The organism is Faecalibacterium sp. BIOML-A4 (genome assembly GCF_009679665.1).
Lineage (GTDB): Bacteria > Bacillota > Clostridia > Oscillospirales > Ruminococcaceae > Faecalibacterium > Faecalibacterium taiwanense.
In genome coordinates, this window is record NZ_WKZG01000011.1 from 101453 (window position 1) to 118051 (window position 16599).

General features: G+C 55.3%; 17 protein-coding genes. 9 read left to right on the forward strand and 8 right to left on the reverse strand.

Translation table 11 applies throughout. The annotated features are described in order from the left end of the window. Window positions 1-4: 4 nt before the first annotated feature. Together GKG34_RS09160 and GKG34_RS09165 are read right to left on the reverse strand one after the other, a co-directional pair. A complete protein-coding gene (locus GKG34_RS09160; protein ID WP_005944588.1) occupies window positions 5-928 on the reverse strand; it encodes a sugar ABC transporter permease in 924 nt (307 codons plus the stop codon). A 112-nt stretch (window positions 929-1040) separates the two neighbouring features. Beyond that, window positions 1041-2390: an ABC transporter substrate-binding protein gene (locus GKG34_RS09165; RefSeq protein ID WP_005944586.1), complete on the reverse strand. Its 1350-nt coding sequence runs from the start codon at window positions 2388-2390 to the stop codon at window positions 1041-1043. Between the two features lie 473 nt (window positions 2391-2863). On the opposite strand from GKG34_RS09165, the gene GKG34_RS09170 reads away from it, so the two are divergent. Together GKG34_RS09170 and GKG34_RS15780 are read left to right on the forward strand one after the other, a co-directional pair. Next, window positions 2864-3709, forward strand: coding sequence for a MurR/RpiR family transcriptional regulator (locus GKG34_RS09170; RefSeq protein ID WP_005944582.1), 846 nt, complete (start codon window positions 2864-2866; stop codon window positions 3707-3709). 726 nt (window positions 3710-4435) lie between these two features. Next, window positions 4436-5122: a hypothetical protein gene (locus GKG34_RS15780; protein WP_005939299.1), complete on the forward strand. Its 687-nt coding sequence runs from the start codon at window positions 4436-4438 to the stop codon at window positions 5120-5122. Window positions 5123-5323: 201 nt separating this feature from the next. Here GKG34_RS15780 and GKG34_RS09180 read toward each other — a convergent pair whose 3' ends face one another. From GKG34_RS09180 to GKG34_RS09205, 6 genes are all read right to left on the reverse strand, one after another. Then, window positions 5324-6310, reverse strand: a complete 987-nt coding sequence (locus GKG34_RS09180; protein WP_154256057.1) for a TRAP transporter substrate-binding protein — start codon at window positions 6308-6310, stop codon at window positions 5324-5326. Between the two features lie 125 nt (window positions 6311-6435). Then, entirely contained in the window at window positions 6436-7737 is a 1302-nt protein-coding gene (locus GKG34_RS09185) for a TRAP transporter large permease (RefSeq protein ID WP_005939307.1), read from the reverse strand. 3 nt (window positions 7738-7740) lie between these two features. Then, entirely contained in the window at window positions 7741-8295 is a 555-nt protein-coding gene (locus GKG34_RS09190; RefSeq protein WP_005939311.1) for a TRAP transporter small permease, read from the reverse strand. A gap of 11 nt (window positions 8296-8306) precedes the next feature. Then, the gene (locus GKG34_RS09195; RefSeq protein ID WP_005931718.1) at window positions 8307-9341 is read right to left on the reverse strand and encodes a TRAP transporter substrate-binding protein; all 1035 of its coding nucleotides are present in this window, start codon (window positions 9339-9341) and stop codon (window positions 8307-8309) included. Window positions 9342-9557: 216 nt separating this feature from the next. Next, window positions 9558-10349 (reverse strand): response regulator, encoded by a 792-nt coding sequence (locus GKG34_RS09200; protein WP_120080877.1) that lies wholly within the window; start codon window positions 10347-10349, stop codon window positions 9558-9560. After that, window positions 10346-11833 (reverse strand): sensor histidine kinase, encoded by a 1488-nt coding sequence (locus tag GKG34_RS09205; RefSeq protein WP_154256058.1) that lies wholly within the window; start codon window positions 11831-11833, stop codon window positions 10346-10348. Before GKG34_RS09205 ends, GKG34_RS09200 begins: the two co-directional genes overlap by 4 nt. A 392-nt stretch (window positions 11834-12225) precedes the next feature. Here GKG34_RS09205 and GKG34_RS09210 point away from each other — a divergent pair, with 392 nt between their 5' ends. From GKG34_RS09210 to GKG34_RS09235, 7 genes are all read left to right on the forward strand, one after another. Further along, entirely contained in the window at window positions 12226-12741 is a 516-nt protein-coding gene (locus GKG34_RS09210) for a helix-turn-helix domain-containing protein (RefSeq protein ID WP_097776410.1), read from the forward strand. A 125-nt stretch (window positions 12742-12866) separates the two neighbouring features. Further along, window positions 12867-13736: a DUF6017 domain-containing protein gene (locus GKG34_RS09215; protein ID WP_154256059.1), complete on the forward strand. Its 870-nt coding sequence runs from the start codon at window positions 12867-12869 to the stop codon at window positions 13734-13736. Then, window positions 13736-14569 (forward strand): ParA family protein, encoded by an 834-nt coding sequence (locus GKG34_RS09220; RefSeq protein WP_097784795.1) that lies wholly within the window; start codon window positions 13736-13738, stop codon window positions 14567-14569. The genes GKG34_RS09215 and GKG34_RS09220 overlap by 1 nt, the downstream gene beginning before the upstream one ends. Beyond that, a complete protein-coding gene (locus GKG34_RS09225) occupies window positions 14526-15455 on the forward strand; it encodes a ParB/RepB/Spo0J family partition protein (protein ID WP_097776412.1) in 930 nt (309 codons plus the stop codon). The genes GKG34_RS09220 and GKG34_RS09225 overlap by 44 nt, the downstream gene beginning before the upstream one ends. Before the next feature lie 63 nt (window positions 15456-15518). Then, window positions 15519-15941, forward strand: a complete 423-nt coding sequence (locus GKG34_RS09230) for a hypothetical protein (protein ID WP_097776413.1) — start codon at window positions 15519-15521, stop codon at window positions 15939-15941. A gap of 8 nt (window positions 15942-15949) precedes the next feature. Beyond that, window positions 15950-16081 (forward strand): hypothetical protein, encoded by a 132-nt coding sequence (locus GKG34_RS16075; protein WP_256469140.1) that lies wholly within the window; start codon window positions 15950-15952, stop codon window positions 16079-16081. Next, entirely contained in the window at window positions 16068-16505 is a 438-nt protein-coding gene (locus GKG34_RS09235; protein ID WP_097776414.1) for a DUF3846 domain-containing protein, read from the forward strand. The genes GKG34_RS16075 and GKG34_RS09235 overlap by 14 nt, the downstream gene beginning before the upstream one ends. Window positions 16506-16599 lie beyond the last annotated feature (94 nt).

Sequence of the window (16599 nt, forward strand, 5' to 3'; positions counted from 1 at the left end):
TCCTTTAATTATCCTGGTTGCCCAGCTTGAACTGGACAGCCGACAGAATGGCGATGATGACTGCCAGCACAACACCCATTGCGTTGCCGTAGCCGTAGCGGTACAGCTTGAAGGCGGTGTAGTAGATGTAGTACATGATGGTATCGGTGCTGTGGTTGGGGCCGCCGGAAGTCAGCAGCTGGATCAGCGCAAAGCACTGGAAGGAGTTGATGGTGGTAATGACCAGAATGTACAGGGTGGTGGGCATGATGGCGGGCCACTTGATCTTCCAGAAACACTGGAAATCGGTGGCACCGTCCACTTCTGCGGCTTCCACGATGGACTGGTCCACGTTGCCCAGAGCGGAAACGTACAGCACGATGGGCTGGCCCACAGAGGTGGTGAGCAGGATCAGGATGATGCAGCCCAGAGCAAAGCGCTCATCGCCCAGCCAGTTGATGTTCTTGTCAATGAGGCCCAGAGTCTTGCCCAGATAGTTGAAGATGCCATAGTAGTTGTTGTACATCCACTTCCACACCACGGTAACAGCCACAGAGCCGGTGACCACAGGCAGGTAGAACACGCAGCGGAAAAGGCTGGTAGCCCACTCGGGTAGGTCTACGATGGCAGAGGAGACCCACAGCGAGAAGGCGCAGGTGACGGGCACCGACACCACCACGATGATGAAGGTGTTCTTTAAGGCACCCAGAAAGATGGGGTCTGTGAACAGTTCCTTATAGTTTGCAAGCCCCACAAAGATGTCGGCACGGTTCATGGTGGAATCGAAGAAGCTGGTCACCACGCACAGCACCATGGGGTAAATGACGAAGCCCAGAAAGAAGATCAGGCTGGGCAGCAGGAAGCAATAGGAAGCGAAGGTCTCGCGCCGTACCAGCGCACTGCTGCGCTTAGGCTCTTTGATCGCCGTTTTTGCAGCCAAGAGAATCACCGTTCCTTTCGGTTATGATTTTTTTTTTACAAATAAAGCCCCTCCCTCGTCGGGATCTTCGAGGAAGGGGCGAAGCGTCAATAATTATCTGCCCCCGGCAGAGTGGATGGGCTTATGCCTGTGCGGCAGCGTTTGCGTTGTCCACAAAGGTCTTGACGGCAGTCTCGACATCCTCACCAGAGCCGACGCGCTGCAGCATGTTCCACCACTCGGTACGTGCGGTTGCCCAGCCCGGAGTGATCTGGTAGTAGTCGCCCAGATAAGCCATGAACTTGCTGTACTCGCTCATGATCTCGTTGTCGGCGTAGATATCGCCCACGCTGGTGCGGACCGGGAAGTAGGTGGAAGCCAGCACGCTGTCCTTGACCTGATCGGGGTCGGCCGCGATGAAGTCGATGAAGGTCCTGGCTGCTTCGATCTTGGTCTCGTCGCCGTTATCAAAGATGCCGAAGCCCCAGATGCCGCCGCACAGCTTCGGGTCGCCGCTGTCGGTGGGGAAGGCCATGGGGAAGATCTCGTCGCCATCGTTGGTCAGACCGGCGGCGTTGTTGTCGCTGTTGGCCTGCTGTGCAATGTTCCAGCAGAATGCCATCTGCAGGGTGCCGTTGCGGAACAGAGTGATCTCGTCGCCGCCTGCGATGGAAGCGTCAAAGTTGATGCCCTTGGTGTCGTGCAGGGTCTGGATCGCCTTGATGTTCTCGGCGGAGTCGGCGGTGTACTTGGTGTGGGCTGCATCGGTAAAGGTGCCGCCGTACATGTTGTTGATGATGGCGCGGGTGCCCTGGTCGCCGCCCTGACCTGCGCAGTAGATGGCTGCAACGTTCTCGTAACCGCCGTTGTACAGGGCGTCAACGGTCTTCAGGAAGCCGTCGGTGCTCCAGGTATGCTTGTCGGTATCAATGTACTGGTCAGCGCCCACTTCCTTGACCTTGGTCATGTTCACGGCCATGCAGTGTGCGGTCATGCACAGGGGATACTCGTAGTAGTTGCCGGCAGTGTCCTTGCAGGCGGACTCAACGGACTCGTAGATGTCCTTCTTGGCATCGTCGGTCCACAGGTCGTTCAGCGGAGCCATAACGCCCTTTGCGCCCCAGTTTGCAACCAGACGCTCGGGACCTTCCATGATCAGATCAGGTGCGCTGCCACCCTCGATGGCGGTGTTCACCTGATCGTCGCCGTTGGTGTAGTCCAGATACTCCACAGTGACCTTGATGTCAGGATACTTTGCGTTGAAGCTGGAAACCAGACCCTGAACGGTCTCGTCATTGCCCCAGCCGCCGATGGGGTATGTCCACAGCTTGATGCTGGTGGAAGAAGCAGCTGCGCTTGCAGCGGTAGAACCTGCGGTGGAAGCAGCAGTGCTGGTGCTTGCAGAAGAGCCGCCGCATGCGGCCAGAGCGCCGGCTGCGCCCAGAATGCCAGCGGCCTTCAGGAACGAACGGCGGGAAATGCAGTTTTTCATAGTAGTTTCTCCTTCGCATTCAAGATGCTTCACGTTGTTGGCGGCCTGCCGTGCCAGCGGCCGCTCTTGATGGCTCCATTATAGAAAAATATTTTCATTTTGTCCATTCATGGTTTTCATAAATTTTCAGAATGACAGTGTACATTGTGCACAAAAGCGTGGGATATATGTTGAAATGCAAAGAAAACCTTGCTTTACTCTTCTGGAATTATTACAGAATGGTACAAACCCACAAAAACGATAGTGAAAATATTTTTCTAAACAAAAATGCAAAATTGAAAGATATTTTCACAAAATGGCCGGTTTTTCCGCCAAAACTGTGTGCTCTGCACAGAACTGCGGGCCAAAATGTGGGCAATGCGTCTCTTGCGAAGCGGGGGCGATTCTTTTATACTTTTTACAAAGGTGAATGAAACGGTCGGCAGCTGATCCGGGTCGGTGAACTGCTGCGCCGGAAAAGAGGAAAAAGAAAAATGGCAACGAATTTTTGGGAGCTGCTGCAGCAGCATCAGGGCGACCTGACAAAATCGGGCCGCACCGTGGCGGACTATCTTGTGCAGCATGCGGCAGAGGCACAGTATCTGTCCATCTCCTCGCTGGCAAAGGAGTGCTGTGTGGCAGAGGCAACGGTGTTCCGCTTCTGCCGGGCGCTGGGGTTTGAGGGCTATCATGAAATGCGCATTGCGCTGGCGCAGGCCAACGCCACCGGTGCACTGGTCAACCAGCATGTGCCGGAGCCGGATGCCGACACGGCAACTTTGTGCGAGCACGCCAGCGCCCTGCTGATGACTACTATCAACGGCACCCAGAACAATCTTTCGCCGGAGGCGGTGGACAAGGCTTCGGAGCTGATGCACAAGGCCCAGCAGGTGTACTGCCTTGGTCAGGGCGGCAGCATGTATATTGCAAATGATATCTGCGCCCGCTTTGCCTGCATCTCCACCAAGTTCCGCACGGCAGGCGACAGCCATATGCAGCTGATCACGGCCAGCCTGATGACCCCGGAGGATGTGGTGCTGTTCGTTTCCTATTCCGGCGCTACCCGCGATATGCTGGAAACGCTGCGCGCGGCCAAGGCGGCGGGCGCAAAGATCATTCTGCTCACCCATTATGAGGATTCGCCCGGCGCAAAGCTGGCGGATATCGTGCTGCTGTGTGGTGCGCAGGAAAGCCCGCTGGACTCCGGCAACATCCCGGTCAAGGTGGCGCTGCTGTATGTGGCTGAAGTGCTGGTGCTGCGCTACACCATGGACGACCCCGAAAATGCCAACGCCGCACAGGATCGCACCAGTGAAGCACTGGCGGTCAAAATGCTGTAAAAATATTGCCCGCAAGGCCCCCGCAGATCCCGTGTTCTGTGGGGGCCTTGGCATATCCGGCAAAGGGTGCGTAAAATCTGTTTCTGATCTTTTTCAAAAAAAAATAGACATCATCTTTTCGATGAAGTCTATTTTTCTTTAGCCTCTTAACTTAACGGCATTGGGCGAATGCCTGATGGGCTTTTATGCCGGTGGTGAGGGTCTCCCGCGCACTGAGCAACAGCCCGCAGGGCTGATTGCTCCCCTGCTGTGCAGGGTCGTGCTGTTCGACCCGCTCACACGCCGCAGATAAAAAGAAAGCCCCCCAGACAAGCTGGAGGGCTTCCTTTTTATGCCGGTGGTGGGGGTCGAACCCACACGTGTTATTAGCACAAGGGATTTTGAGTTTTGGGGAGGGTTTTCCATTTGGTGTCATCTGGTGCCCGACTTTAAAGCGAAAAAGCAACAGTACATCGAATGAATTTTTGATAAATCTACGATTTTTCGTTACGTTTCCCCTCGGCTCCGATTTCTCGATTTGGAAGGCAAAAAAGGAAATTGGAGGGATGTTCAGGAGGGATGCAGAGCCTGTCATTCAGGACTGTGCACACAGGCTTTTTTCTTTTTTTGGAAAATATTTCAAACCCGTGCAATTCCGAGGGCGGCTCATTTGTATCCAGAATGAAGCGACAAAACCGGGTGCACACCCCGGCAGCGACACACAATAAGAAGAGGGGATATATTATTATGAAAAAGACGGTTTCTGTTTGCATGACGGCTGTGATGGCTCTTTCCCTGCTGGCAGGCGGCGCGGTACAGGCATACGCACTTTCGGCAGAGACGGTGGAACCAGTTTCTGCTGTGGCTGAGGAAAACTGTATTTCCAGCAGCTGGAAGCGTGCTTCCGACCCGGCACTGACCGAGAAAGTCCGCAAAGTGTTCGACAAGGCCTTTGAAGGTCTGGAGGGCGTTTCCTACACGCCCGTGGCCCTGCTGGCAAGCTGTACCACCAGCTCCGGTATCCAGTACCGCATTCTGTGCAAGGCGACTGTCGTCGTACCGGGCGCACAGGAAGAATATGTGGTGGTCACGCTGCAGCGCGGCTGGCTGGGCAAGGCAGAAATTCTGGACATCGGCGACCCGCTGTGCCTGACAAATCTGGACTACAAGGAAGACGCTGTAGGCTCTTGGCAGGAAGCGGAGTCCCCCGCCATGACGGAGGAAGCTACGGCGGCGTTCAACAAGGCCACCGAGGGCTTTGTGCCGGTGGCTCTGTTGAGCACCCAGACCGTGGCAGGCACGAACTACCGCATCCTGTGCGAAGCAACCACGGTTTATCCGGGTGCTGAGATGCACTATGCCGTCGTGAACGTGTATGAAAGTCTGGAAGGCAATGCCAACATCATCAGCGTGACCGATGGATATGTGAGCTAAGGGAGAGTTTTTGATTCAGAAGGTCCTCCGCTGCACCTTGGGGATATTCAGCGGAAACATTTATTTGGATATTGCAAACAAGCCAGATCAGCGGGTCTGGCTTGTTTGCTGTTCCACGGAGTGGGGACGTGAAGGAAAAGTGCTCCGCAGTATAACCTCAAAGCTGTGAGCCTTTTTATTTGACTCGTCCCTTTTCTGTTATCACTCTGCCTGTATCTCTTCCACCAGCGGCAGATAGTCGGCACAGTATTTTCGGTATAGCGGCTGCACCAGCTGCCGGAAGTTCTGCATTTCTTCTTCGGGCAGCGGCAGTTCCTGGCACCCGCCAGCCAATGCCGCTTTTCGGGCAGCTGTTTCCTCCTGCGCCCAGAGCTGGCGCTCGTATTGCGCCGATGCCCGGGCGCACGCTTGCAGGGTCTGCCGGTATTCCTCCGGCAGTGCATCCCATGTGCGGCCGGAAGCCAGCTGCACCTCCGGTACGCGGCTGTGCTCATCGGCCATGTAGTACCGTGCCACCTTGTAGTGCTCCATGGAATAGTAGGCCGGCCAGTTGTTTTCGGCGGCATCGATCTGCCCGGTCTCAAGCGCCGAGTAGACGTCGCTGTACGCCGTGGTCTCCGGCACTGCACCCAGCAGGCGGATCATGTCGATCACGATCTGCGAATCCTGCACGCGGATGGTCTTGCCCTGCAGATCGCTTAGGCTGCGCACCGGCTGACGGGCATAAAACGAGCGGGCACCCGCGTCGTACCAGCTCAGGCCCACGCGCCCCTGCGCGGTAAAGTCCTGCAAAAACTCAGCCCCGATGCTGCCGTCCAGCACGCGCCACATGTGGTCGGCATCCCGGTAGAGATACGGCAGCAGCAGCACGTTGAGCCGGGGCAGATCGTCCGTGACCACCGAGAGCGACACACGGGCAAAATCTACGCCGCCAATGGCAAGCTGTTCCCACACCTGCTGTTCCGAGCCGTACTCGCCGTTCGCCTTGACCTGAATGACCACCTTGCCCCCGGTCTGCTGCTGCACAAGGTCTGCAAAATACTGCGCGCCCTGCGTAGTGGGGTACCCGGCGGGCTGGTTGTCGGCATAGGTCAGCACATAGTCCGGTGTGGTCTGCGGCTTTGCGGCACAGCCTGCCAGCTGCAAAGCTGCAAAGGCCAGCCCGGCTAAAAAAGTCCGTCTGCGCATGGTGTCTCCCTCCCTTTGCAGATAGTATAGCGCACAAGACTGCCTTTGTGCAAGAGACAGGAAAAGGCGGTGCCCGCCGCAAAGCAGGTACCGCCTTTTAGGAGAAGAAAAAGAAGATGTCTCAATTACATCAGGCCCATTGCCTGCGGCAGTGCGGTAGACACTGCCGGGATAAAGGTGACCAGCAGCAGGCCGCCGATGATAGCCACATAGTACATAAGCATGTACGGCATGACCTTGGAAAGCGAGGTGCGGCCCACCTTGATGCCCACGAACAGGGCGTTGCCCACAGGCGGGGTGATGTTGCCGATGCACAGGTTATACACGAGGATCAGACCGAACTGGATGGTGCTCATGCCAAAGCTCTGGCAGATGGGCAGGAACAGCGGGGTGAAGATGAGGATGGCCGGGGTCACATCCATAAAGGTGCCGGACACCAGCAGGATCACGTTCATGATGAGCAGGATGATGTACTTATTGCTGGTCAGGCTCAGCAGGGCTGCTGCAACCGCATCCGGGATCTGCAAAAAGGCCATGACCCAGCCCAGAATGTTGGAAACGCCTACAAGGAACACCACCATGCCGGACATCTTGGCAGAGTCCACGAGGATCTTCCACAGGCTCTTCAGGTTGATGGAGCGGTAGCAGAAAGCAAGGATCAGCGCATAGACAACGGCAATGGCAGAGCCTTCGGTGGCAGAGAACACACCGCCGATGATGCCGCCGATGACCACGATGATCAGGGACAGGGAAGGCAGAGCGCGCAGGGTGCAGATGCCGAGATTTTTCCAGTCAAACTTACCGGGGGTGCCTTTATAGCCCAGCTTGACCGCCAGCAGCACGCCCACCACGCAGCAGCACAGCGCCCAGATGATGCCGGGAATGTAACCGGCCATGAACAGCGCAGCCACAGAGGTGCCGCCGGATGCCAGCGAGTAGGTGATCAAGGCGTTGGACGGCGGGATCAGCAAACCGGAGCAGGAGGAAGCAGCGTTGGTGGCAGCGGTCACGGCGGGGTCGTAGCCCTGCTCCTCGGCACCGTCGCGGATCATGGAGCCAACGGCAGCAGCCGCAGCGGAAGCAGAGCCGGAGATGGCGCCGAACAGGGCGTTGGTGCCGATGTTGGTCACCAGCAGTGCGCCGGGCATCTTGCCCAGAATGGCCATGACGAAATCCACCAGACGCTTGGCGATGCCGCCCTGATTCATGATGTTGCCGGCCAGAATAAAGAACGGGATGGCGGTCAGGCTGAACTTGCTCATGCCCACAAAGGTGCGCTGGGCAGCGGTCAGCACGGCCACGTTCAGGTCGATGGAAGAAAGGATGGCAGTCAGAGAAGAGACTGCAATGGCGTACGAGATGGGCACGCCGAGGAACAGCAGCACCAGCAGCACTGCCAGAATTACGAGTAACGCTTGAATTGCCACAGCTTAGTCCTCCTTATTTTCCTTGTCGGCATCGGCAGCCATTTCGGCTTCCACCTTTGCAAAGTCTGCATCCTCCGGGGTATCCAGACAGATGGAGCCGTTGGCGATGCCGATAATGTTCAGCACGGAATACACCAGAATGATCACGCCGCAGATGGGCATGACCCAGTAGAACACGCCCACGGCAACGCCCAGCGAGGAGGTCTGCTGTCCCATAGCCAGCTGGGACACCTGAAAACCGCCGAACACCAGAATGGTCGCAGAGAAGATGAAGGCGATGACCTCAGCAAAGATGTGGAACGCCTTGCGCATGGTGGGGTTGAATCGGTCCACCAGCACGGGAATGTTCATGTGGCCGCGCTCGCCGGAGACGATGGTGGCACCCAGCATGGTGCTCCAGCCGAACAGATAACCCACCAGTTCCTCCGACCATGTGGAGGGAGAGTTGAAGATATAACGCACGATGACCTGATAGGTGGTCAGCACCACCATGACCGTCATGCTCAGACCTGCCAGCAGGTTGAGCACCTTGTTCAGGGTATTTCTCAGTTTTTCCATGATGCTCCTCCTCAGTCCGCAGTGTGGGCAGCGTTGTGCTGCTGGATCAGGTCATAAATGGGCTGCAGTTCCGGGTTTGCTGCCAGCACGGAATCGTGCAGGGGGGCCATAGCCTCCTGAAACGGTGCAGTGTCCGGGTAAATAAAGTTGACGTGCTGCTCGTTCTCGGCCTTATCTTTCGCCTCAGCCACAGCATCCTCCCAAGCATCCTGCTCGGTGCGCTTCACGATCTGGAAGCCCTCTTCAAAGATCGCGCGCTCCTCGTCGCTGAGTTCGTTCAGGAAGGCGTAGTTTGCCACCAGCAGATCCGGCACCATCTGGTGCATATCGTAGGAGTAATACTTGCAGATATCGCCGTGACCGTTATCGGTCAGAGCCAGCTCGTTGTTTTCGGCACCATCCAGAATACCGGCCTGCAGTGCGGTGTACACATCGCCGAAGCCCATGGGCGTAGCGGTGCCGCCCAGCAGACGCATCATTTCCACGTTGGTGGGCGACTGCTGCACGCGGATCTTCAGACCCTTCAGGTCGGAGGGCTGGTTGATGGGGGTCTTGATGGTGTAGAAGTTGCGGGTGCCGGCATCCAGCCATGCCACCGTCTCCAGACCGGCCTTGGAAGTGGTCTTGAAAATGGGGTCCGTCACCTCGGGGTCGTCCATCGCCTCGTGGTAGGCTTCTACGCTGGAGAACAGGTAAGGCAGGTTGAAGATCTGGTATTTGGCGCTGAAGGTCTCCATGATGGCAGTGGACGCCACCACAAAGTCGATGGCACCGGTCTGGGTCAGCTGCACCATTTCGGTCTGGGAGCCCAGCAGTTCGCTGGGGTACACCTCCACGCGGTACTTGTCGCCCAGCTTCTCGTTGATGTAGTTGGCAAAGGCTTCCAGTCCAAGATGATCCGGGTGGGTCTGGGACTGCACATGGCCGATGCGCACGATCTTGCGGTCGTCACCGGAGCCGGCACCGCAGCCGGTAAGCATCATGCTGCTGGTCAGTGCCGCCGCGCCCATCAGCGACAGAAACGTTCTTCTCTTCATGAATGGCATCCTCTCTTTTCACGTTTTTTCTATGATTGTATTTTAACAACTCGTTCATTTTTGCGAAACCGGATTATTTTGTGAAACGCAGTACGATTTTGTCTTTGTTGTATCCAAGTACAATTTTTGTGTTTTTTGGACGAAAAAAACTGGCAAAAACAAAAAAGCACCCGTTCCTCTCCTGTTCACAGGCAGGAAAGAACGAGCGCTTCTTTTGGATCCGATTTATCCTTGTGCCGCTTTTTCCGCTGCGGCTACGCGGTATTCCGAAGGGGTCTGGCCGGTCAGGCGCTTGAACACCCTTGTAAAATAGTTGGCGTCGCTGTAACCCACAGCAGCGCCGATATCCTTCAGGCTCAGGCGCGGGTCCAAAATCAGCTGGCGCGCCTTGTCCACCCGGTATTCGTTCAGGTAGGCCGAAAAGTTTACCTTAAAGCACTGCTTGAACAGCTTGCAGAAGTAGGCGTCCGAGTAGCGCAGCGCAGCGGCGGCATCCTGCATGGAGATATCCTCCCTATAATGAGCGTCGATGAAGCGGCTGATCTCGGCACGGATGATGGCGGTGCGCATATCCTCGTCCTCTTCCCGGCGGAGAGGCTCTGCAGGCGCAGGGGGCTGTGCCGGGTGGGCAGGCAGCGGCACCGACACCTGCCGGATGGCATCCTCCACCGCGAATACCAGTTCCTGCTCGTTGTAAGGCTTGAGCAGATAGTCCATCGCCCGCACAGAGATCGCCTGCCGTGCGTAGTCGAACTTATCAAAGCCGGTCAGGAACAGGATGGCGCAATTTTTGTCTGTTTCACGGATCTTGCGCGCCACCTCCAGCCCGGTGAGACCCGGCATTTCAATGTCCAGCACAGCCACCTGCGGCGCTTCGCGGGCAAAAATTTCCAGAGCCTCTCTGCCGTTTTTGGCTTCATACAGGCTTATCAGATCTCCCAGATACTTCTGCAAGGTCCGGCACAGCACCTTGCGCTCGATCAATTCATCCTCTGCCACCAGCAATTTGCACTTCACGAGAGCGTCTCCTCCTTTTCTTCCGACTGCTGCGTTTGCGGTAGTTCAAACCGCACCACCGTGCCATGACCTGCGCGGCTGTACACCTGCATTTTACCGCCCGGATACAGCATCCCGATGCGGCGGGAAATATTGCCAAGGCCAATGCTGCGGCCGGTCTGCTCGCTCTGGGCAATTTTTGCCTGCACGGCGTCCAGTTCCTCTGCGGTCATCCCATTGCCGTTGTCCGCGACCGTGAGCACCAGCACCTTGTCCTGCATCCATGCCCGCAGCAGGATGCGTCCACCTTCCTCGCGGGACTTGAGCCCGTGCGAGTAAGCGTTTTCCACCACCGGCTGCAGCATAAAGGACGGCACCAAAACCGCCGCAGACTGTACATGGATGCTTTTTTCTACGGTAATGCGTCCATCGAACCGCATTTGCTGCAAATAAATGTAGTCCTCCAGCCCGTCCAGTTCCTCCTCCAGCGTGATCTGCTGACGCTTGGTGCGCAGGTTGTGCCGGAACAAACTGCCCAGATGCACGATCATCTGGTCGGTGGTGGCAGCATCCTCCAGCCGTGCCATACAGGAGATCATGTTCAGGGTGTTGAACAGAAAATGCGGATTCACCTGACTTTTAAGCACCTCCAGCCGGGTGTGCTCCAGATCTTTTTCCAGTGCAAGGTTCCGCACCTCTTCCCGGTGCAAAGCCTGCTGGGTGGTCAGCTGCTGCGCCATGGCGTGCTTCATCTGGTTGAAGGTTCCCGTCAGCCGCCCCACCTCGTCGCTGCTTTTCACCGGTAGGTCCGGTCTGGAAAAATCGCCCTCGGCAATGCTGCGGGAAGCCTGCGCCAGCCGCAGCAGCGGACGCACCACCGCGCGGCTCAGCACCCGGATGAGCAGCAGCACCAGTACAGCCGCCGTCAGGAACAGCCCCAGATACAGCCACGGCAGATGCCGGATGTGAGCCGCCGTGCTGCTGTAAAGGGCGTTTTCCTGTTCCAGCGTGGCCTGTGTCAGACGTAGCGCATACTCGGCAAGGTAGTCCTGCAGTGCCATCACATGGTACATCTGTTCAATATAGGTATCTGCCGAGGGGGAAAGCTGCAAAAAGGCATCCCGCTCCTGCCGATAGCCCGCATACCCTTGCAAAAGATTCCATGTGCGGGCATAGCGCTCCTCGCCGATGCGGGCATAATCGAAGGGCAGGGCCGCAAGGCTCTGCTCGGAAGCGGTGCAGGCGGCGGTATAGGCCTGTTCGGTTTCAGAAGTAGGCTGGCGCACATAGCGAGCAAAGGCCTGTGTTTCGTCCTTGAGGGCGTTTTGCACCGTGTAGCAGACGGCGTTGTCGGCCAGCAGCATATCAAAGGAGCGTACCGTCCACTGACCTGCCATGGTAGCAATGCCAGTAGAAAGCATGGTGACCAGCAAAATCGCGGCAAGCCATGCCGTGACCTTGCGGCGCAGGGAGATACCGCCCTGCGCGGTTTTGTTCCGTGCCATACGCTTTCCCTCCTGTCCTTGCAGCACCCGGCCTTTTTTATAAGTATAATAATCTCCCGGGGAAAGTGCAACTGCAAAAAAGCACCGGCTTTCGTAAGGGAGCCGGTGCTTGCAGGCAATGTGCCAGGCTGTCAGCGGGTCAACAACTGAAAATGATTCCGCATCTTCCCAGAAAACACCAAAGTATAAGAAACTGAGCAGAAAAAGAAAAGCAGCCCAAAACCTTTCGATTTCGAGCTGCTTGCTATGCCGGTGGTGGGGGTCTCCCGCGCACTGAGCAACAGCCCGCAGGGCTGATTGCTCCCCTGCTGTGCAGGGTCGTGCTGTTCGACCCGCTCACACGCCGCAGATAAAAAGAAAGCCCCCCAGACAAGCTGGAGGGCTTCCTTTTTATGCCGGTGGTGGGGGTCGAACCCACACGTGTTATTAGCACAAGGGATTTTGAGTTTTTGTCCTCATCTTCCATCTGGTGTCATCCAGTGATATCTAGTGATATCTGGTTCCCACTGTGCAAAGGCAAAATTCACGCCTCAACGAACAATAATTTGAAATATCCACGATTTTTCGATGCGTTTTTCCTCTACTCTGTTTTTTCGGTTTGGACCGCCCAAATGGAAATTGGAGGGATGTTCAGGAGGGATGCAGGGCAAAACGCTCCTCTGCTTAGGCACAAAACGAAAGGAAAGTCAAGGATAATGAATCAAAATCAAGCAAAAGAGTATTATAAAAAATTATTTGTGAACTATCCTGATGTGCTGTCTGTCGAAGAAGCAACAACTTTACTCGGTTTCAAAAGCCAGACTGCCATCATCAGAAGAATCCATCAACATAGAATTCGCTGCCTGAAAGTCGGACGATCTTTTATGATCCCGAAAGAATATCTCATCGACTATCTTTTGGATAGCTAAATTATACAGCCATTATATTACATAGCGCACCACTTTTCAATAAGAAAAGAGTGCGCTTTTTATTTTCAAACGAAAGGCGGTCGATTTTTTGAACACAAGCTGGAGCAAAACGTTGAAAAAGCCACATGACCCTTGACTACTTCTACGGACAAGCCGGAGAGCTGTTCTCCTTCTACCGCATTCCAAAGGCTCTTTTTCAGGAGCCACGGTTCCAGAGCCTGTCAACCGATGCCAAGACCCTGTACGGTATCCTGCTGGACCGCATGAGCCTGTCCGTGAAAAACGGCTGGCTGGACGAGCAGAACCGGGTGTTCATTATCTTCACGATAGAGGATGTCAAGAGGGCGTTGTGTTGCGCAGACAACAAAGCGACCAAGCTGCTCCGGGAACTCGAAAAGTTTGGTCTGATTGAACGAAAACGCAGAGGTTTGGGAAAGCCAAGTTTGGTGTATGTGAAGAACTTTTCGGCAGAATCGTCAAAATCAATATTCCAGAATCGTGATTTTCACGATTCTGGAGGCTTCAAAAACGCAAGTCAAGACCCTTCAAAATCACGATGTAATAAGACTAAAGAGAATGATACTGAAATGTGTGAGACTGATCCATTCTATTCTGAAGAAGCGGATGGGATGAGTAAACGCACCCAACTGGAAGAATATTTTTCGCAGTCTTTGGAGGTGGAACTTCTGCTCCGGCTCTGCCCGGATGATGAGGATACCATCTATCAGATCGTAGATTTGTTGGTGGACACCTGCGCTACCAACCGCAAGCTGCTGCGCATTGCCGGGGACGATAAGCCCGCCGAGGTGGTACGCAGTCGCTTTATGAAGCTGAACGCTGACCATATCCGCTTTGTGCTGAAGTGCCTTGCAGAAAACAGCAGCCCGATCCGAAACATGAAACAATACCTGCTCGCTTCTCTGTATAACGCACCCACCACGATGCAGCTTTCCTACCAGAACCAAACCAACCACGACTTAGCGATGCGGAGGTGATAAAAATTTCAAAGAAAGCAACTACGATTGCCATCGTCAACCAGAAAGGCGGCACCGGCAAGACCACCACCTGTGAAAATTTGGGCGTTGGACTTGCAGCCGAAGGCAAAAAAGTTCTGCTGGTAGATGCTGACCCACAGGGCAGCTTGACCATCAGCATGGGCTGGCAGCAGCCCGATGAACTGCCCACTACCCTTTCCACCCTGATGGCAAAAGCCATGAATGACCAGAGCATTCCGCCCGGTGAAGGCATCCTGCACCATGCAGAGGGCGTTGACCTGATTCCAGCAAACATCGAACTTGCAGGGCTGGAAGTTTCCCTTGTCAACTGCATGAACCGGGAAAAGATGCTCAAACAGGTGTTGGAGGGTGCAAAGCACGACTACGATTTCATTCTGCTGGATTGCACCCCTTCCCTTGGGATGCTGACCGTCAATGCACTGGCAGCAGCAGACACCACCTTGATTCCCGTGCAGGCGCAGTATCTGTCTGCAAAGGGTCTGGAACAGCTTTTGCAGACTGTGCAGAAAGTCCGGCGGCAGATCAACCCCAAGCTGAAAATCGAGGGCATCCTGCTGACCATGACCGACAGCCGCACCAACTATGGACAGCAGATCGACAATCTGATCCGGGGTGCTTACGGCAGCAAGATCAAAGTGTTCGACCAGACCATTCCCCGGTCTGTCCGCGCTGCGGAGATCAGTGCCGTGGGTAAGAGCATTTTCCAGCACGATCCCAGAGGCAAGGTGGCAGAAGCCTATAAATCTCTGACAAGGGAGGTGATGGCGAATGCCGAAAAACAGCTTAAACGTGTCGCTGAAAGGGGCAGATGACATTTTCTCCACGGAAGAATCCCGACAGGAGCAACAACGGGAACAGGTTCAGCAGATTCCCATCGGAGAGCTGTTCCCTTTCAAGAATCATCCCTTTAAGGTTTTGGATGATGAGTCCATGCAGCGCACAGTGGAAAGTGTAGAACAGTACGGTGTACTATCTCCTCTGATCGCCCGCCCACGCCCGGAAGGTGGCTATGAGATCATCTCTGGGCACCGCCGTCAGCACGCTGCACAGCTTGCCGGACTGGATGCGCTGCCGGTCATTGTCCGCAACATGGATGATGATGCCGCCGTTTTGCTCATGGTGGACAGCAATCTCCAACGTGAAAACATCTTGCCCAGTGAAAGAGCTTTCGCCTACAAAATGAAGCTGGAAGCGATAAAAAATCAAGGTGCTAGGTCGGATTTAACTTCTGGACAAATTGTCCAGAAGTCGAAGCTGTCCATTGAACGAGTTGCGGAAGATGCTGGCGAGGGATATAAAACCGTCCAACGGTTTATCCGCCTGACCAACCTCGTCCCCGAACTGCTGGACATGGTGGATGAAAAGAAAATTGCCTTCAATCCCGCTGTGGAGTTGTCCTATTTGGACGAAGCCCAACAGCGGGATTTTTTAGAAGCCATGAACGACACCCAGAATGCTCCATCCCTTTCCCAAGCACAGCGGCTCAAAAAGCTGGCGCAGGAAGGTCACTTCTCGTATGACGTTGCCTTTGCGGTCATGGGAGAAGAGAAAAAGGACGAGCTGGACAAAGTGGTCATCAAAAACGACACCCTGCGGAAATATTTTCCTCGCAGCTATACACCCAAACAGATGGAGGACACCATCATCAAGCTGCTGGATCAGTGGCAACGCAAACAGCAGCGGCAGAACGAACGCTGACTTATACCGTAACGAAAGACCCGATGAGGTCTTTTTCTTTTGCAATCAAAAGGAGAAAAGCCTATGAAAAACAACGCTACCCGTACCATCCGCTCCGAAGAGATCACCATTGATGTGCGTATCTGCGCTGCGCTGGCGACAAATCGGGGCGGTGAGGTCTACCTCGCAGCCATTGCCCCGGATATGGAGCTGACCGTCATCACGCTGGACGAGGCTCCCGACATCCTGCCCTGCTTTGAGGAGGACGATGCCTGCCTGAACCTTCCCAACACTTCGCTGCTGCTCTGCTACAACCCGGCGCAGGTGCTGAAGATGGGCGGCAAGCACTACCTGACCGGCCCGGTGATTCTGGTCCGCACCAACATGGACGGCGAGGTCATCTCGCTGACCATTGATGAGGTCTACCTGTTCCAGAAGTATCTGGCAAGCCACAGCATCACCCTGATGGCAGATGACCAGAAGCTGCCCTGCATCTGCATCGACTGAGGTGTGTCATGCTGAACTTTTTTATCGGATTCGCATTTTTCGAAGCGGGTGCTATTTTCGGATTCTTCGTGGCGGCTCTGATGCAGGCGGCACGGAGCGGTGAGATCGGACTGAACGGAAAGGAGGATTCGCATGGCTGAAAACACCCTGTCGGTGCTGAAAATTGCACCGGGACAGTATCCGCAGCAGGTCGAGATTGACAACAACCTGAAAGCCTTGCAGCAGGCGGTGGGCGGTTCCATCGGCGCAAGCTACCCTTTTGAAGATCCAGTTGCCATCGTTTACAACGATGACGGCAAGCTCATGGGACTGCCCTTGAACCGTGCCCTTCGGGATGAAAACGGAGAAATGTATGATGCCGTTGCCGGGACTTTTCTCGTGGTGGGGCTGGGTGAGGAGGATTTTGCTTCCCTGACCCCGGAGATGGCGCGGAAGTACGAGCAGCTTTTCCATCAGCCGGAAGCCTTTCTGAAACTGGGCAACCGTCTGCTGGTGCTGCCGGTGCCTGATGAACCTCCGGCAGAAAAGCCCCGCACCAAGCCTCCGGCAGAGCATGACCGCTAAAAGCATCCTACTGCACGGGAGACTAACTATTAAAAGTCAAGCCCCAAAATGAAAAAATCCGCCAACCGACCGCTGCCCCTGACAAACAGCATTC

Bases quoted from the DNA above. Each gene is read 5' to 3' on its own strand.
- GKG34_RS09215 (WP_154256059.1), top strand. From the start codon at position 12,867: ATGACCCTTGACTACTTCTACGGACAAGCCGGAGAGCTGTTCTCCTTC.
- GKG34_RS09230 (WP_097776413.1), top strand. From the start codon at position 15,519: ATGAAAAACAACGCTACCCGTACCATCCGCTCCGAAGAGATCACCATT.
- GKG34_RS09210 (WP_097776410.1), top strand. From the start codon at position 12,226: ATGCCGGTGGTGGGGGTCGAACCCACACGTGTTATTAGCACAAGGGAT.
- GKG34_RS09180 (WP_154256057.1), bottom strand. From the start codon at position 6,310: ATGCGCAGACGGACTTTTTTAGCCGGGCTGGCCTTTGCAGCTTTGCAG.
- GKG34_RS09190 (WP_005939311.1), bottom strand. From the start codon at position 8,295: ATGGAAAAACTGAGAAATACCCTGAACAAGGTGCTCAACCTGCTGGCA.
- GKG34_RS09205 (WP_154256058.1), bottom strand. From the start codon at position 11,833: ATGGCACGGAACAAAACCGCGCAGGGCGGTATCTCCCTGCGCCGCAAG.
- GKG34_RS09225 (WP_097776412.1), top strand. From the start codon at position 14,526: ATGCCGAAAAACAGCTTAAACGTGTCGCTGAAAGGGGCAGATGACATT.
- GKG34_RS16075 (WP_256469140.1), top strand. From the start codon at position 15,950: ATGCTGAACTTTTTTATCGGATTCGCATTTTTCGAAGCGGGTGCTATT.
- GKG34_RS15780 (WP_005939299.1), top strand. From the start codon at position 4,436: ATGAAAAAGACGGTTTCTGTTTGCATGACGGCTGTGATGGCTCTTTCC.
- GKG34_RS09165 (WP_005944586.1), bottom strand. From the start codon at position 2,390: ATGAAAAACTGCATTTCCCGCCGTTCGTTCCTGAAGGCCGCTGGCATT.
- GKG34_RS09195 (WP_005931718.1), bottom strand. From the start codon at position 9,341: ATGCCATTCATGAAGAGAAGAACGTTTCTGTCGCTGATGGGCGCGGCG.
- GKG34_RS09170 (WP_005944582.1), top strand. From the start codon at position 2,864: ATGGCAACGAATTTTTGGGAGCTGCTGCAGCAGCATCAGGGCGACCTG.